The organism is Citrobacter sp. A316, from assembly GCF_002042945.1.
Lineage (GTDB): Bacteria > Pseudomonadota > Gammaproteobacteria > Enterobacterales > Enterobacteriaceae > Citrobacter > Citrobacter portucalensis.
In genome coordinates this window covers 30,317-45,948 of sequence record NZ_MVFZ01000022.1, presented here as the reverse complement: position 1 = coordinate 45,948, position 15,632 = coordinate 30,317, and the positions used below count along the sequence as shown (strand labels likewise).

Annotated in this window: 15 protein-coding genes; 12 read left to right on the top strand and 3 right to left on the bottom strand. The window is 54.1% G+C overall.

The genetic code is table 11. The features are described 5' to 3' along the window. The first annotated feature begins 317 nt into the window (after positions 1 to 317). Positions 318 to 2,864 (top strand): class I adenylate cyclase, encoded by a 2,547-nt coding sequence (gene cyaA, locus BZK41_RS22340; RefSeq protein ID WP_032934207.1) that lies wholly within the window; start codon positions 318 to 320, stop codon positions 2,862 to 2,864. A gap of 75 nt (positions 2,865 to 2,939) precedes the next feature. On the opposite strand, the gene cyaY is transcribed toward cyaA, so the two are convergent. Continuing rightward, complete coding sequence (gene cyaY / locus BZK41_RS22335) at positions 2,940 to 3,260, bottom strand: iron donor protein CyaY (RefSeq protein WP_003828967.1); 321 nt, start codon at positions 3,258 to 3,260, stop codon at positions 2,940 to 2,942. Positions 3,261 to 3,398: 138 nt separating this feature from the next. On the opposite strand from cyaY, the gene BZK41_RS22330 reads away from it, so the two are divergent. The 8 genes from BZK41_RS22330 (at position 3,399) to corA (ending at position 10,473) form a co-directional block, all read left to right on the top strand. Beyond that, entirely contained in the window at positions 3,399 to 3,602 is a 204-nt protein-coding gene (locus tag BZK41_RS22330; protein WP_003017937.1) for a lipoprotein, read from the top strand. 49 nt (positions 3,603 to 3,651) lie between these two features. After that, positions 3,652 to 4,476: a diaminopimelate epimerase gene (gene dapF, locus BZK41_RS22325; protein ID WP_079939627.1), complete on the top strand. Its 825-nt coding sequence runs from the start codon at positions 3,652 to 3,654 to the stop codon at positions 4,474 to 4,476. Then, positions 4,473 to 5,180 carry a DUF484 domain-containing protein gene (locus BZK41_RS22320; protein WP_008787084.1) on the top strand — a complete coding sequence of 236 codons (708 nt, stop codon included), beginning with the start codon at positions 4,473 to 4,475 and terminating at the stop codon, positions 5,178 to 5,180. Before dapF ends, BZK41_RS22320 begins: the two co-directional genes overlap by 4 nt. Next, on the top strand, positions 5,177 to 6,079 hold the full coding sequence (gene xerC, locus BZK41_RS22315; protein ID WP_079939626.1) for a tyrosine recombinase XerC: 903 nt from the start codon (positions 5,177 to 5,179) through the stop codon (positions 6,077 to 6,079). The genes BZK41_RS22320 and xerC overlap by 4 nt, the downstream gene beginning before the upstream one ends. Next, the gene (yigB, locus tag BZK41_RS22310; RefSeq protein WP_079939625.1) at positions 6,079 to 6,795 is read left to right on the top strand and encodes a 5-amino-6-(5-phospho-D-ribitylamino)uracil phosphatase YigB; all 717 of its coding nucleotides are present in this window, start codon (positions 6,079 to 6,081) and stop codon (positions 6,793 to 6,795) included. The genes xerC and yigB overlap by 1 nt, the downstream gene beginning before the upstream one ends. An 88-nt stretch (positions 6,796 to 6,883) precedes the next feature. After that, positions 6,884 to 9,046: a DNA helicase II gene (gene uvrD / locus BZK41_RS22305; protein ID WP_003828957.1), complete on the top strand. Its 2,163-nt coding sequence runs from the start codon at positions 6,884 to 6,886 to the stop codon at positions 9,044 to 9,046. A 265-nt stretch (positions 9,047 to 9,311) separates the two neighbouring features. After that, positions 9,312 to 9,368: a YsgD/CorL family protein gene (gene ysgD, locus BZK41_RS27425; protein ID WP_212723238.1), complete on the top strand. Its 57-nt coding sequence runs from the start codon at positions 9,312 to 9,314 to the stop codon at positions 9,366 to 9,368. Between the two features lie 154 nt (positions 9,369 to 9,522). Continuing rightward, positions 9,523 to 10,473, top strand: coding sequence for a magnesium/cobalt transporter CorA (corA, locus tag BZK41_RS22295; protein WP_003017920.1), 951 nt, complete (start codon positions 9,523 to 9,525; stop codon positions 10,471 to 10,473). A gap of 58 nt (positions 10,474 to 10,531) precedes the next feature. Here corA and rarD read toward each other — a convergent pair whose 3' ends face one another. Together rarD and yigI are read right to left on the bottom strand one after the other, a co-directional pair. Next, complete coding sequence (gene rarD, locus BZK41_RS22290) at positions 10,532 to 11,440, bottom strand: EamA family transporter RarD (RefSeq protein WP_079939624.1); 909 nt, start codon at positions 11,438 to 11,440, stop codon at positions 10,532 to 10,534. A 51-nt stretch (positions 11,441 to 11,491) separates the two neighbouring features. Beyond that, entirely contained in the window at positions 11,492 to 11,959 is a 468-nt protein-coding gene (gene yigI, locus BZK41_RS22285) for an acyl-CoA thioesterase YigI (protein ID WP_003017917.1), read from the bottom strand. A 165-nt stretch (positions 11,960 to 12,124) separates the two neighbouring features. On the opposite strand from yigI, the gene pldA reads away from it, so the two are divergent. The 3 genes from pldA (at position 12,125) to rhtC (ending at position 15,596) form a co-directional block, all read left to right on the top strand. After that, the gene (gene pldA, locus BZK41_RS22280; protein WP_079939623.1) at positions 12,125 to 12,994 is read left to right on the top strand and encodes a phospholipase A; all 870 of its coding nucleotides are present in this window, start codon (positions 12,125 to 12,127) and stop codon (positions 12,992 to 12,994) included. A gap of 88 nt (positions 12,995 to 13,082) precedes the next feature. Next, complete coding sequence (gene recQ / locus BZK41_RS22275; RefSeq protein ID WP_079939622.1) at positions 13,083 to 14,912, top strand: ATP-dependent DNA helicase RecQ; 1,830 nt, start codon at positions 13,083 to 13,085, stop codon at positions 14,910 to 14,912. A 63-nt stretch (positions 14,913 to 14,975) separates the two neighbouring features. Continuing rightward, positions 14,976 to 15,596 carry a threonine export protein RhtC gene (gene rhtC, locus BZK41_RS22270; RefSeq protein WP_003828942.1) on the top strand — a complete coding sequence of 207 codons (621 nt, stop codon included), beginning with the start codon at positions 14,976 to 14,978 and terminating at the stop codon, positions 15,594 to 15,596. The last annotated feature ends 36 nt before the right edge of the window (positions 15,597 to 15,632 follow it).

Sequence of the window (15,632 nt, the reverse complement as noted above, 5' to 3'; positions counted from 1 at the left end):
AGTGAGAGGAAAAGGCGCTGCATCATCACTGGCAGTGAATAATGACGAGAAACCTCCCGACCGTATGAAGGAATTTACACGTAACGAACGGTGCTACACTTGTATGTAGCGCATCTTTCTTTACGGTCAATGAGCAAGGTGTTAAATTGATCACGTTTTAGACCATTTTTTCGGCTGAACAGCATAAAAAAATATGGGCGAAAAACAGGTAACGGTTATTTTTGACATACGGTTTATCCGAATTGATGGCGATTATTGTGAGCGCTTGCGCCGCGGCAATCGACAACATGACGGATAGCAACATCAGGCGATACGTCTTGTACCTCTATATTGAGACTCTGAAACAGAGACTGGATGCCATAAATCAACTGCGTGTGGATCGCGCGCTTGCTGCCATGGGACCTGCCTTCCAGCAGGTATACAGTCTGCTGCCGACATTATTGCACTACCACCATCCGCTGATGCCGGGTTACCTCGATGGTAACGTTCCCAAAGGCATATGCTTTTACACGCCTGATGAAACCCAACGCCACTACCTGAACGAACTGGAACTGTATCGCGGTATGTCGCCGCAGGATCCTCCCAAAGGCGAACTGCCGATCACCGGCGTTTACTCAATGGGCAGCACCTCTTCGGTAGGGCAAAGCTGTTCCTCTGACCTTGATATCTGGGTCTGCCATCAATCCTGGCTGGATAGCGAAGAGCGCCAGCTGCTGCAGCGAAAATGTAGTCTGCTGGAAAGCTGGGCCGCCTCGCTGGGCGTGGAAGTCAGTTTCTTCCTGATTGATGAAAACCGTTTCCGTCACAATGAAAGCGGCAGTCTGGGTGGTGAAGACTGTGGCTCGACGCAGCATATTCTGTTGCTTGATGAATTCTATCGCACCGCTGTGCGCCTCGCGGGTAAACGTATTCTGTGGAATATGGTACCGGGCGACGAAGAAGAGCATTACGACGATTACGTCATGACGCTCTACGCACAGGGGGTGCTAACGCCAAACGAATGGCTGGATCTCGGCGGACTCAGTTCGCTTTCCGCCGAAGAGTACTTTGGCGCCAGCCTCTGGCAGTTGTACAAGAGTATCGACTCCCCGTACAAAGCGGTGCTGAAAACGCTGCTGCTGGAAGCTTATTCCTGGGAATACCCAAATCCACGCCTGCTGGCGAAAGATATTAAACAGCGCCTGCATGACGGCGAGATCGTCTCTTTTGGTCTCGACCCTTACTGCATGATGCTGGAGCGCGTTACCGAGTACCTCACGGCGATCGAAGATCCGACGCGCCTGGATTTAGTGCGTCGATGTTTCTACTTAAAAGTGTGCGAGAAACTGAGCCGTGAGCGCGCCTGCGTGGGCTGGCGTCGTGAAGTATTAAGTCAGTTAGTGAAAGAGTGGGGCTGGGATGACGCCCGTCTGACCATGCTGGATAACCGCGCTAACTGGAAGATTGACCAGGTACGCGAAGCGCATAACGAACTGCTCGATGCGATGATGCAGAGCTATCGTAACCTGATCCGCTTTGCGCGACGCAATAACCTCAGCGTCAGCGCCAGTCCGCAGGATATCGGCGTGCTGACCCGTAAGCTGTATGCCGCGTTTGAAGCGTTGCCGGGTAAAGTCACGCTGGTGAACCCACAGATATCTCCGGATCTCTCGGAACCGAATCTGACCTTTATCCATGTGCCGCCGGGCCGTGCCAACCGTTCCGGTTGGTATCTCTACAACCGCGCGCCTAACATGGACTCGATCATCAGCCATCAGCCGCTGGAATATAACCGCTATCTCAACAAGCTGGTGGCGTGGGCCTGGTTCAACGGCCTGCTGACCTCGCGTACGCATTTGTTTATTAAGGGCAACGGCATTGTTGATTTGCCGAAGCTACAGGAAATGGTCGCCGACGTGTCGCACCACTTCCCGCTGCGACTGCCTGCACCAACGCCGAAAGCGCTGTATAGCCCATGCGAAATTCGCCATCTGGCGATTATCGTTAACCTCGAATATGACCCGACGGCAGCGTTTCGCAATCAGGTGGTGCATTTTGATTTCCGTAAGCTGGACGTCTTCAGCTTTGGCGAAGAGCAAAATTGTCTGGTAGGTAGCGTCGACCTGCTGTACCGCAACTCGTGGAATGAAGTGCGTACGCTGCACTTCAACGGCGAGCAGGCGATGATTGAAGCGTTAAAAACGATTCTGGGCAAAATGCACCAGGATGCCGCGCCGCCGGATAGCGTCGAGGTCTTCTGCTATAGCCAGCATCTGCGTGGTTTAATTCGCACCCGCGTGCAGCAACTGGTGTCTGAGTGCATCGAGCTACGGCTGTCCAGTACCCGCCAGGAAACCGGACGTTTCAAAGCGCTGCGTGTTTCCGGCCAGACGTGGGGACTGTTCTTCGAGCGCCTGAACGTTTCGGTACAGAAGCTGGAAAACGCGATTGAATTCTATGGCGCGATTTCACATAACAAACTGCACGGGCTTTCCGTCCAGGTTGAGACCAACCATGTGAAACTGCCGTCGGTGGTCGACGGTTTTGCCAGCGAAGGGATCATTCAGTTCTTTTTCGAAGAAACGGGTGATGAGCAGGGCTTTAATATCTACATTCTGGACGAAAGCAATCGGGCCGAGGTGTATCACCACTGCGAAGGTAGCAAAGAGGAGTTGGTACGCGACGTAAGCCGCTTCTACTCATCGTCGCACGATCGCTTTACCTACGGCTCCAGCTTCATCAACTTTAACCTGCCGCAGTTCTATCAGATTGTGAAAACCGACGGGCGCGCGCAGGTGATTCCTTTCCGCACCCAGCCGATTAGCGCTGTTCCGCCAGCCAGTCAGGACAACGACACGCCGCTGTTACAGCAGTATTTCTCGTGAGTTAACTTGCCCGGTGGCGCTACGCTTACCGGGCTTACAGCAGGCCGGATAAGCAAAGTGCATCCGGCAAATAAATCAACGGAAGCTCACCTCTTCACCCGCCTGCTGTGTTGCCGCCTGTTCCAGCAGATCCCAGAACGTTTCGCCGCTACGGTCGCAGATCCACTCGTCGCCTTTCAGGTCAAAGTGGTAGCCGCCCTGTTTGGTCGCCAGCCACACCTGGTGCAGCGGCTCCTGACGGTTAATGATAATTTTGCTGCCGTTTTCGAAGCTGATGGTCAGCACGCCGCCGTTGATCTCACAATCGATATCGCTGTCGCCATCCCAGTCATCCAGACGTTCTTCAATGGTCATCCACAGGGTGTCAGCAAGGCGATGAAATTCACTGTCGTTCATTTTCTTATCCTATTTTTCGTGATGCCCGCAGTATAACGTGGAATAAATCGCGATGCAGTTTTTAGCCAAACTCTTGCTTTTACGCCTTCTCCTGCGATGATAGAAAACAGAAAGCATGAACTTTACAGGCAATCCATAATGAAAAACGTGTTAAAGCCACTCGCTGTCATTTTTACTCTGTTCAGCCTGACGGGCTGTGGGCTAAAAGGCCCGCTCTATTTCCCGCCAGCTGATAAAACCGCGCCGCCTCCGACCAAGAGCGTTCAGCCGCAATCGCAATCCACCACGCCTGAGAAAAACGATCGTGGGATTAGTGATGGGCCATCTCAGGTGAATTACTAACGGCAGAAATAGATTTTACATTTCTGTACCCGCGTGAACGGAGTGAATGATGCAATTCTCTAAAATGCATGGCCTTGGCAACGATTTTATGGTCGTCGACGCGGTAACGCAGAATGTCTTTTTCTCACCAGAGCTGATCCGCCGCCTGGCCGACAGGCATCTCGGCGTTGGATTTGATCAACTGCTGGTGGTTGAACCTCCGTATGATCCGGAGCTGGATTTCCACTACCGTATTTTTAATGCCGACGGCAGTGAAGTGTCACAGTGTGGTAATGGCGCCCGCTGTTTTGCCCGTTTTGTTCGCCTGAAAGGGCTGACCAATAAACGTGATATTCGCGTCAGTACCGCGAATGGTCGTATGGTATTAACCGTAACCGACGACGAGCTGGTGCGGGTGAATATGGGTGAACCCAATTTTGAACCCTCGCAGGTTCCTTTTCGCGCTAACAAAGCAGAGAAGACCTATATTATGCGTGCGGCCGAACAGACAGTATTGTGCGGCGTGGTTTCAATGGGGAACCCGCACTGCGTGATTCAGGTTGATGATGTTGATACGGCTACGGTAGAAACACTGGGACCGGTTCTGGAAAGCCACGAACGCTTCCCTGAACGCGCCAATATCGGATTTATGCAGGTGGTAAAACGCGAGCATATCCGACTGCGCGTCTATGAGCGCGGCGCGGGTGAAACGCAGGCCTGCGGCAGCGGCGCATGCGCCGCCGTTGCGGTCGGTATCCAGCAGGGTCTGCTGGCAGAAGAAGTGAAGGTGGAATTACCGGGCGGTCGACTTGATATCGCCTGGAAAGGTCCGGGTCATCCGCTGTATATGACTGGCCCGGCGGCACATGTCTACGACGGATTTATTCACTTATGAAGCAACCAGGGGAAGAACTACAGGAAACGCTCATGGAGCTGGACGACCGGGCGGTCGTCGATTACCTGCAACGTAATCCTGAGTTTTTTATCCGTAATGCCCAGGCCGTTGAAGCGATGCGAGTTCCGCACCCAGTGCGGGGCACGGTCTCTTTAGTGGAATGGCATATGGCGCGGGCACGTAATCATATTAACGTGCTGGAAGAGAACATGGCGTTGTTGATGGAACAAGCCAACGCCAATGAAAGTCTGTTCTATCGTCTGTTAAATCTGCAAGGACGGCTAGTGTCGGCCAGCAGTCTTGACGACATGCTGATGCGATTTCATCGCTGGGCGCGTGAGTTAGGGCTGGCCGGAGCGACGGTTCGTCTGTTCCCGGATCGCTGGCGACTTGGCGCGCCATCAAAATTCACCCATCTGGCATTAAGCCGTCAGGCTTTTGAACCGCTGCGTATCCAGCGCCTGGGCCAGTCACAGCATTATCTTGGGCCGCTTAATGGTCCGGAATTGCTGGTCATGATGCCGGAGGCGAAAGCCATAGGCTCGGTGGCGATGTCGATGCTCGGGCAAGATGGATCCCTGGGCGTGATGCTGTTCAGCAGCCGTGACGTTAATCATTACCAGCAGGGGCAAGGCACGCAATTACTGCAGGAAATCTCGCTTATGTTGCCGGAGCTGCTGGAGCGCTGGATTGAACGCGTATGATCGACTCACCCCTTTCTCAGGATGTGGCGCGTTTTTTGCGCTATCTGGGCGTTGAGCGCCAGCTTAGCCCGATCACATTGCTTAATTATCAGCGTCAGCTTGATGCCATCATTGCGTTAGCCGGAGAAACCGGTCTGCAAAGCTGGCAACAATGTGATGCTGCGATGGTACGCAGTTTTGCCGTGCGCAGTCGTCGTAAAGGACTGGGGCCGGCGAGCCTGGCATTACGTCTCTCCGCGTTACGCAGCTTCTTCGACTGGCTGGTTAATCAGGGCGAACTGAAAGCTAATCCGGCAAAAAGCGTTTCCGCGCCGAAAGCACCGCGTCATTTACCTAAAAATATCGATGTCGACGATGTTAATCGCCTGCTGGATATCGATCTCAACGATCCCCTCGCCGTGCGCGATAGAGCGATGCTGGAAGTGATGTACGGCGCGGGTCTGCGTTTATCTGAGTTGGTTGGGCTGGATATTAAACATCTCGATCTCGACACCGGCGAAGTGTGGGTGATGGGTAAGGGCAGTAAAGAGCGTCGCCTGCCGATTGGCCGCAACGCGGTGGCGTGGATTGAGCACTGGCTGGATCTACGCGGGCTATTTGGTTGCGATGACGATGCGCTATTTCTGTCAAAACTGGGCAAACGCATCTCGGCGCGTAACGTGCAGAAACGCTTTGCTGAATGGGGTATCAAGCAGGGGCTGAACAGCCACGTACATCCCCACAAATTGCGTCACTCCTTTGCGACGCATATGCTGGAGTCGAGCGGCGATCTGCGCGGAGTGCAGGAGTTATTGGGTCATGCCAATCTCTCCACGACTCAAATCTATACCCATCTTGATTTTCAACACCTGGCTTCAGTGTACGATGCGGCGCATCCGCGCGCCAAACGGGGGAAATAATGCGTTTTTACCGGCCTTTGGGGCGCATTTCTGCGCTCACCTTTGACCTTGATGACACCCTTTACGATAACCGTCCCGTTATCACACGCACCGAGCAGGAAGCGCTCGCGTTTGTACAGAATTACCATCCGGCGTTGAATTCGCTGCAAAATAGCGACCTACAGCGCTTACGTCAGGCCGTTCGCGACGCTGAGCCGGAAATCTACCACGATGTTACCCAATGGCGTCACCGTGCCGTAGAGCGCGCTATGCTGGAAGCAGGGTTGTCAGAGGCAGAAGCCAGAATGGGGGCGAATGCGGCAATGATGAATTTTGCCAAATGGCGTAGCCGCATTGAAGTCCCGCAGACGACGCATGACACGCTGAAGGCGTTAGCCCGCAAATGGCCGCTGGTGGCGATCACCAACGGTAACGCGCAGCCGGAACTGTTTGGCCTGGGTGATTACTTTGAGTTTGTGCTGCGTGCCGGTCCTGACGGGCGATCAAAACCCTTTAGCGACATGTACACGTTGGCGGCGGAAAAACTGAAAATGCCTGTGGGTGAGATTCTGCACGTGGGTGATGACCTGACGACAGACGTCGCGGGCGCCATCCGTTGCGGCATGCAGGCCTGCTGGATCAAACCGGAAAATGCCGACCTGATGCAAACCGCAGACAGTCGTTTGCTTCCGCATATCGAAATTTCACAGTTGGCATCTCTGACCTCGCTGATATAATCACCAGCAGAACTCTGTATATATACCCAGCTTTTTGGCGGATGGCGCTACGCTTATCCGCCTTACCTACTTTTACGCGGCGGTGCCAATGGACGTTTCTTACCTGCTCGACAGCCTTAATGATAAACAGCGTGAAGCGGTGGCCGCGCCACGCAGCAACATGCTGGTTCTGGCAGGCGCGGGGAGTGGTAAAACGCGCGTGCTGGTGCACCGTATCGCCTGGTTACTGACGGTTGAGAACAACTCGCCGTACTCCATTATGGCGGTGACCTTTACCAACAAAGCGGCGGCGGAAATGCGCCACCGTATCGGCCAGATCATGGGAACCAGCCAGGGCGGTATGTGGGTAGGGACATTCCACGGTCTGGCGCACCGTCTGCTGCGCGCGCATCATATGGATGCAAACCTGCCGCAGGATTTTCAGATCCTCGACAGCGAAGACCAACTGCGTTTGCTTAAGCGTCTGATCAAGGCGATGAACCTTGATGAGAAGCAGTGGCCGCCGCGTCAGGCGATGTGGTTCATCAACAGCCAGAAAGACGAAGGGCTGCGTCCGCATCACCTGCAAAGCTACGGCAACCCGGTTGAGCAAACCTGGCAGAAAGTGTATCAGGCTTACCAGGAAGCGTGTGACCGCGCGGGGCTGGTCGATTTTGCCGAGCTGCTGCTGCGCGCCCACGAACTGTGGCTCAACAAGCCGCATATCCTGCAGCACTACCGCGAACGCTTTACCAATATCCTGGTGGATGAATTCCAGGATACCAACAACATTCAGTACGCGTGGATCCGCCTGCTGGCGGGCGATACCGGCAAGGTAATGATCGTCGGCGATGACGATCAGTCAATCTATGGCTGGCGCGGAGCGCAGGTGGAGAACATCCAGCGCTTCCTCACGGATTTCCCCGGCGCAGAAACTATTCGCCTGGAGCAGAACTACCGCTCGACTAACAATATCCTCAGCGCGGCCAACGCCTTGATCGAAAACAACAACGGGCGTCTGGGTAAAAAGCTGTGGACTGACGGCGTCGACGGCGAACCGATCTCTCTGTACTGTGCGTTCAACGAACTCGATGAAGCGCGCTTTGTGGTCAATCGTATTAAGACCTGGCAGGACAACGGCGGTGCGCTGGAGCAATGCGCTATTCTTTATCGCAGCAACGCCCAGTCGCGCGTACTGGAAGAGGCGTTGTTACAGGCCAGCATGCCGTATCGGATCTATGGCGGGATGCGCTTCTTCGAACGCCAGGAAATCAAAGATGCGCTCTCTTACCTGCGCCTGATCGCCAACCGCAATGACGACGCCGCGTTTGAACGTGTGGTAAATACGCCAACCCGCGGGATTGGCGATCGTACTTTAGATGTGGTGCGTCAGACCTCCCGTGACCGCCAGCTAACGCTGTGGCAGGCCTGTCGTGAGCTGTTGCAGGAAAAAGCCCTTGCGGGTCGCGCTGCCAGCGCTCTACAGCGCTTTATGGAGCTGATTGACGCACTGGCGCAGGAGACCGCCGATATGCCGCTTCACGTGCAGACTGACCGGGTGATTAAAGACTCCGGCTTGCGCATGATGTACGAGCAGGAAAAAGGCGAGAAAGGCCAGACGCGTATCGAAAACTTAGACGAACTGGTGACGGCAACGCGCCAGTTCAGCTACAACGAAGAAGACGAAGACTTAATGCCGCTGCAGGCGTTCCTGTCTCACGCCGCGCTGGAAGCAGGCGAAGGGCAGGCGGATACCTGGCAGGACGCGGTACAGTTGATGACGCTGCACTCGGCGAAAGGTCTGGAGTTCCCGCAGGTGTTTATCGTGGGGATGGAAGAAGGCATGTTCCCCAGCCAGATGTCGCTGGACGAAGGTGGTCGCCTCGAAGAAGAGCGCCGCCTGGCTTACGTTGGCGTGACCCGCGCAATGCAAAAGCTGACGCTGACCTACGCCGAAACGCGTCGTCTGTACGGCAAAGAGGTTTACCATCGTCCGTCGCGCTTTATCGGCGAACTGCCGGAAGCGTGCGTTGAAGAGGTTCGCCTGCGCGCCACTGTCAGCCGCCCGGTGAGCCATCAGCGGATGGGCACGCCAATGGCGGAAAACGATACCGGCTACAAGCTCGGCCAACGCGTGCGCCACGCTAAATTTGGCGAGGGCACCATCGTCAACCTGGAAGGAAGCGGCGAACACAGTCGTTTGCAGGTCGCGTTCCAGGGGCAGGGGATCAAATGGCTGGTTGCCGCCTACGCCAGACTGGAAACAGTTTAATCGGTTTGGCTTTGCCGGATGGCGACGCTGGCGCGCCTTATCCGGCCTACAGACCGGGTAACAATTTGATTTGTAGGTGGGATAAGACCAAGCCGTCACCCGGCTTTCTGTCTGTTAATATTCTGAAATCATAGATAAATAATTCCCCTCTGCTAACCTTTCTGTATAAGGGGAAATTATTACTTTTTCGCCATCCGTTGCGTGTTGACGTCAAAATTTTGCTGGCGTAACATGCGCGCACGATTACGCTAAGAGGACATTCGCCTTGGACACACCCAGTAGATACTGGCTCATTATCCTGTCATCCAGGATCAACTCCTAAGGCTATCCCTTTTTGCTGATAGCCTTCGCGGTTGTCAGCGACCTTCTGTTTTTTCCCGTCGCGCTGAGTCAGGCTGTTTAATGGTCTGAAACCCAATTTGTTTCTGTGTGCCCTCCGAACTGTCCGATAATTTTTTGCATTGGGAGTCCCGGTCATGCTGAGCGCATTTCAACTGGAAAACAATCGTTTAACTCGCCTTGAGGCAGACGAGATCGAGCACCTGGCCAGTTCGGTTTGGGTCGATTTAGTCGAGCCGGATGACGAAGAACGAAACCGTGTGCAAAAGGACTTGGGCCAGAATCTGGCTACGCGCCCTGAACTGGAAGACATCGAAGCATCCGCACGTTTTTTTGAAGACGAAGACGGTCTGCACATTCACTCCTTCTTCTTTTATGAAGACGCCGACGATCACGCGGGTAACTCAACCGTCGCATTTACCATTCGCGAAGGCCGCCTGTTTACTCTGCGCGAGCGCGAACTGCCGGCCTTCCGCCTGTACCGCATGCGTGCGCGTAACCAGGCGATGGTGGATGGCAACGCCTACGAGCTGTTGCTCGACCTGTTCGAAACCAAAATTGAACAGCTGGCGGATGAGATCGAAAACATCTACAGCGACCTGGAAAAACTCAGCCGTGTGATCATGGAAGGGCGTCAGGGCGATGAATATGACGAAGCGCTGTCGACGCTGGCGGAACTGGAGGATATCGGCTGGAAAGTACGTCTGTGTCTGATGGATACCCAGCGCGCGCTGAACTTCCTGGTACGTAAAGCGCGTTTGCCGGGCAGTCAGCTGGAGCAGGCGCGTGAGATCCTGCGCGATATCGAATCCCTGCTGCCGCACAATGAATCGCTGTTCCAGAAGGTTAACTTCCTGATGCAGGCGGCGATGGGCTTTATCAACATCGAGCAGAACCGCATCATCAAGATCTTCTCGGTGGTTTCTGTGGTATTCCTGCCGCCGACGCTGGTGGCTTCCAGCTACGGGATGAACTTTGAGTTTATGCCGGAATTGCACTGGAGCTTCGGTTACCCGGGCGCGATTGTCTTTATGATGCTCGCGGGTCTGGCGCCGTATCTGTACTTTAAGCGCAAGAACTGGCTGTAATAACTGTACTTTATCCGGCCTGCTGCGATGTGCTTTTGTAGGCCGGATAAGCGAAGCGCTATCCGGCAATCCCCTGGCTCCGACGAACCCGTCGTTGCGTATAAATCGCATCCATCACGAAAATCGCCAGCGCCACCCAGATAAACGCAAACGTGACCATTTTATCTGCTCCCGGGACTTCACCGTAGAAGGTGACGGCCAGCAGGAACATCAGAGTAGGCCCGATATACTGGAAGAATCCCAGCGTTGACAGACGCAGGCGGGTTGCCGCGCCGGTAAAGCACAGCAGCGGAATGGTGGTCACGACACCCGCGGCAATCAGCAGCAGATTGAGCGACATGGGGTTTTGCCCCATATGGCTGGTTGAGCTGTCCGCAATACCAAACAGATAGATGGCCGCAACGGGTAAAAGCCACAGGGTTTCGATCAGCATGCCGGTTTGTGCTTCGACGGCAATCTTCTTGCGCACCAGCCCATAGAACGCAAAGCTGAACGCCAGTCCCAGCGCAATTATTGGCAGCGACCCGAAGGTCCACAGCTGTACCAGTACGCCGCAGGCGGCTAACAGTACCGCCAGCCACTGCATGCGACGAAAGCGCTCACCGAGGAATAGCATGCCCAGCACAATATTCACCAGTGGGTTAATAAAATAGCCGAGGCTGGCTTCCAGCATATGGTGATTATTGACCGCCCAAATGAACAGCAGCCAGTTTCCGCCGATGAGCACTGCAGAGAGCGCCAGCATGAAGATCTTCTTTGGCGTTTGTAGCAGCGTTTTGACGCCTGACCACTGGCGGCTGATACTCATCAGTACCACCATAAAGAAAAATGACCAGATGACGCGGTGCGTCAGGATCTCATCCGCCGGAACATAGTAAATCAGCTTGAAGTAGGCGGGAGCGATACCCCAAATAAAATAAGCAGCAAGAGCGAGTAATACGCCCTGCCGCGTTTGTTTAGCATCCATCGGGAAAACTCATTGCAGAAATGTAACAGCAGTTTACCTTTTTTTGGCCACTTACCCCACCATATAAGTGGCGGTTGCGCTGGCAATATAAAGCTGTTCTTCGTTATGCAGTTCCACGCGCGCAACGGCGACTTTATTACCCGCCCGCAGCAGACTGCTGGTGGCGGTAAAGCGGTTCCCTCTCCCAGGGCGCAGGTAATCAACGCGCAAATCGATTGTCCCCATGCGTGACATCCGCTGACGCAGTTCGTCCTCGCTGATCGTTTCATGGCGAGTCAGCGTACTCCCAACGCATACCAGCCCGGCGGCGACGTCCAGCGCCGAGGCGATCACGCCGCCATGCAGAATGCTTTGCGCCCAGTTGCCGACCATCATCGGTTGGTTATTAAAGGCTAATTGAGCAAATTCTTTCTCATAGCGTTCGAGCTCCAGTCCCAGCGCCCGGTTAAACGGCATATGATAGACAAACATTTCACCCACTAACTTCAGCGCTTCCTCAGCAGTAAGTACGGCAGACATACGATCCCTACATCTTAATGGTTAATGAAATGTTGATATTATGCTTATTATTTGTTGTTTTCTACTTTAGGACGGGATAACTAACGAGGAACTCGCTAAGTATGTAGAATACTTGCCAGATAATTATACAATTCATCAATATTTTGGTTCAGGAGAACATGACCGATGCGGGCGATTCTGGGATGGTTACTACCAGCAGTCATGCTGCCGTTGACCGCGTATGCGCAGGAAGCGACAGTGAAAGAGATTCATGATGCACCAGCAGTTCGTGGCAGTATTATCGCCAACATGCTGCAGGAACATGACAACCCTTTCACGCTTTATCCTTATGACACCAACTATCTTATCTACACCAATACCAGCGACATGAACAAAGAGGCGATCAGCAGTTATAGCTGGTCGGAAAATGCGCGCAAAGATGAGGTTAAGTTTCAGCTAAGCCTGGCGTTTCCGCTCTGGCGCGGGATATTAGGCCCAAACTCGGTACTTGGCGGTTCCTATACCCAGAAGTCCTGGTGGCAGCTTTCGAACAGTGAAGAGTCTTCACCGTTTCGTGAAACCAACTACGAACCGCAATTGTTCCTCGGTTTCGCCACCGACTATCGCTTTGCCGGTTGGACGCTTCGTGATGTCGAAATGGGTTATAACCATGACTCCAACGGCCGCTCCGATCCCACGTCACGTAGCTGGAACCGTCTTTATACCCGTCTGATGGCTGAAAACGGTAACTGGCTGGTGGAAGTTAAGCCGTGGTACGTGATTGGTAGCACTGACGATAACCCTGATATCACCAAATACATGGGCTACTATCAGCTGAAAATGGGCTATCACCTGGGTGACGCGGTTATCAGCGTGAAAGGCCAGTATAACTGGAATACCGGCTACGGCGGCGCAGAGCTGGGGGCCAGTTACCCCATCACGAAGCATGTGCGTCTATACACTCAGGTCTACAGTGGTTACGGCGAATCGCTGATTGACTACAACTTCAATCAGACGCGTGTTGGTGTGGGCGTGATGCTCAACGATATCTTCTGATAAGAATTGAGAGTATTTTAATCATTGCAGTTTCTCTCTCAGGCGCTGAAAATAGCGCCTGTTTTTATTTCAGGCTAATGGGGTTAATGTGGCGCAGGCGGAAGTGTTGAATCTGGAAATGGGCGCTAAACAGGTTTTGCAGGAAACCTTTGGCTACCAACAGTTTCGCCCCGGTCAGGAAGAAATCATTGATACCGTGATCTCTGGTCGCGACTGCCTGGTCGTTATGCCGACCGGCGGCGGTAAATCCCTGTGCTATCAAATTCCCGCATTATTGCTAAACGGACTCACCGTTGTTGTTTCTCCGCTGATTTCCCTGATGAAAGATCAGGTCGATCAACTGCTGGCCAACGGCGTGGCGGCGGCGTGTCTTAACTCTACTCAAAGTCGTGAGCAGCAGCTTGAGGTGATGGCAGGCTGTCGTACAGGACTGATTCGCTTACTGTACATTGCGCCAGAACGCCTGATGCTGGATAACTTCCTTGAGCATCTGGCGCACTGGAATCCGGTGCTGCTGGCGGTTGATGAAGCGCACTGTATTTCGCAGTGGGGGCATGATTTCCGCCCTGAGTACGCTGCGCTGGGCCAGTTACGTCAGCGTTTCCCAACCCTGCCGTTCGTGGCGCTGACCGCGACCGCGGATGAGACAACCCGGCTGGACATTGTGCGTTTGCTGGGACTCAACGACCCGTTAATTCAGATCAGCAGCTTTGACCGCCCGAACATTCGCTACATGTTGATGGAGAAGTTTAAGCCGCTCGATCAGCTGATGCGCTACGTGCAAGAGCAGCGCGGTAAGTCTGGCATTATCTACTGTAACAGTCGCGCCAAAGTCGAAGACACCGCCGCGCGCCTGCAAAGCCGCGGCATCAGCGCCGGGGCCTATCATGCCGGGCTGGAAAACGCCGTACGCGCTGAGGTGCAGGAGAAATTCCAGCGTGATGACCTGCAAATCGTAGTGGCGACCGTGGCGTTCGGTATGGGGATCAACAAACCGAACGTACGCTTCGTGGTGCATTTCGATATTCCGCGCAATATCGAATCCTATTACCAGGAAACCGGCCGCGCCGGGCGTGATGGCCTGCCCGCGGAAGCGATGCTGTTTTACGATCCGGCTGATATGGCATGGCTACGCCGTTGCCTCGAAGAGAAAACCGCTGGGCAACTACTGGATATCGAACGGCATAAGCTCAATGCGATGGGGGCGTTTGCCGAGGCGCAAACCTGTCGTCGTCTTGTGCTGCTGAACTATTTTGGCGAAGGGCGTCAGGAGCCGTGTGGTAACTGCGATATCTGTCTTGACCCGCCAAAACAGTACGACGGACTCATGGATGCGCGCAAAGCGCTGTCGACGATTTACCGTGTTAACCAACGCTTCGGCATGGGGTATGTCGTGGAAGTGCTGCGCGGAGCGAATAACCAGCGTATTCGCGAACTGGCTCATGACAAACTGCCGGTCTATGGCATTGGTCGCGAGCAAAGCCACGAACACTGGGTGAGCGTTATTCGCCAGCTTATTCACCTGGGCCTGGTGACGCAGAATATTGCTCATCACTCCGCGTTACAGCTAACCGAAGCCGCGCGTCCGGTGTTGCGCGGTGACGTTGCGTTACAGCTTGCTGTACCGCGTATTGTGGCGCTGAAACCGCGTGCGATGCAGAAATCCTTCGGTGGTAACTACGACCGCAAACTGTTCGCCAAATTGCGTAAGCTGCGTAAAGCCATTGCCGACGAAGAGAACATCCCGCCGTACGTGGTGTTCAACGACGCCACGCTGATTGAAATGGCCGAACAGATGCCGGTTTCAGCGAGCGAAATGCTGAGCGTCAACGGTGTGGGGATGCGTAAACTTGAGCGTTTCGGTAAAGAGTTTATGGCGCTTATTCGCGCACACGTTGATGGTGACGACGAAGAGTAGTCAGCCGGGCAAAAAAGTGCCAGGATGGTGACTCACTGAACTATTCCCCCGCGAGTCATTTTTATGTTAACGCTATTTTTCACCGTTGCGTTGGTGCATATCGTTGCGCTGATGAGCCCCGGTCCCGATTTCTTTTTTGTTTCTCAAACTGCGGTTAGCCGTTCGCGCAAAGAAGCTATGATGGGTGTGCTGGGTATTACCTGCGGCGTCATGGTCTGGGCTGGCGTGGCACTGCTCGGCTTGCATCTGATTATCGAAAAAATGGCCTGGCTGCACACCATTATTATGGTAGGTGGGGGGCTGTATCTGTGCTGGATGGGTTATCAGATGCTGCGCGGCGCGTTTAAAAAACAGGATGTTGCAGCTCCCACTCCGCAGGTGGAGCTGGCGCAGAGCGGACGCAGCTTTTTGAAAGGTCTGCTGACCAACCTGGCGAACCCTAAAGCCATTATCTATTTTGGCTCCGTCTTCTCATTGTTCGTTGGCGACAACGTGGGAACGGGCGCGCGTTGGGGGATTTTTGCTCTGATTATCGTAGAAACGCTGGCGTGGTTTACCGTGGTCGCCAGCCTGTTTGCGCTCCCGAAAATGCGTCGTGGCTATCAGCGTCTGGCGAAGTGGATTGATGGTTTTGCCGGCGCGCTGTTCGCAGGCTTCGGTATCCATCTGATTATTTCGCGCTAAGTTTGTTGCCCGCCTGGGAGTCCCAGGCGGTATGCG

Coding starts and splice junctions, on each gene's coding strand:
- cyaY (WP_003828967.1), bottom strand. CDS start 3,260: ATGAACGACAGTGAATTTCATCGCCTTGCTGACACCCTGTGGATGACC.
- BZK41_RS22330 (WP_003017937.1), top strand. CDS start 3,399: ATGAAAAACGTGTTAAAGCCACTCGCTGTCATTTTTACTCTGTTCAGC.
- dapF (WP_079939627.1), top strand. CDS start 3,652: ATGCAATTCTCTAAAATGCATGGCCTTGGCAACGATTTTATGGTCGTC.
- BZK41_RS22320 (WP_008787084.1), top strand. CDS start 4,473: ATGAAGCAACCAGGGGAAGAACTACAGGAAACGCTCATGGAGCTGGAC.
- xerC (WP_079939626.1), top strand. CDS start 5,177: ATGATCGACTCACCCCTTTCTCAGGATGTGGCGCGTTTTTTGCGCTAT.
- yigB (WP_079939625.1), top strand. CDS start 6,079: ATGCGTTTTTACCGGCCTTTGGGGCGCATTTCTGCGCTCACCTTTGAC.
- uvrD (WP_003828957.1), top strand. CDS start 6,884: ATGGACGTTTCTTACCTGCTCGACAGCCTTAATGATAAACAGCGTGAA.
- corA (WP_003017920.1), top strand. CDS start 9,523: ATGCTGAGCGCATTTCAACTGGAAAACAATCGTTTAACTCGCCTTGAG.
- rarD (WP_079939624.1), bottom strand. CDS start 11,440: ATGGATGCTAAACAAACGCGGCAGGGCGTATTACTCGCTCTTGCTGCT.
- yigI (WP_003017917.1), bottom strand. CDS start 11,959: ATGTCTGCCGTACTTACTGCTGAGGAAGCGCTGAAGTTAGTGGGTGAA.
- pldA (WP_079939623.1), top strand. CDS start 12,125: ATGCGGGCGATTCTGGGATGGTTACTACCAGCAGTCATGCTGCCGTTG.
- rhtC (WP_003828942.1), top strand. CDS start 14,976: ATGTTAACGCTATTTTTCACCGTTGCGTTGGTGCATATCGTTGCGCTG.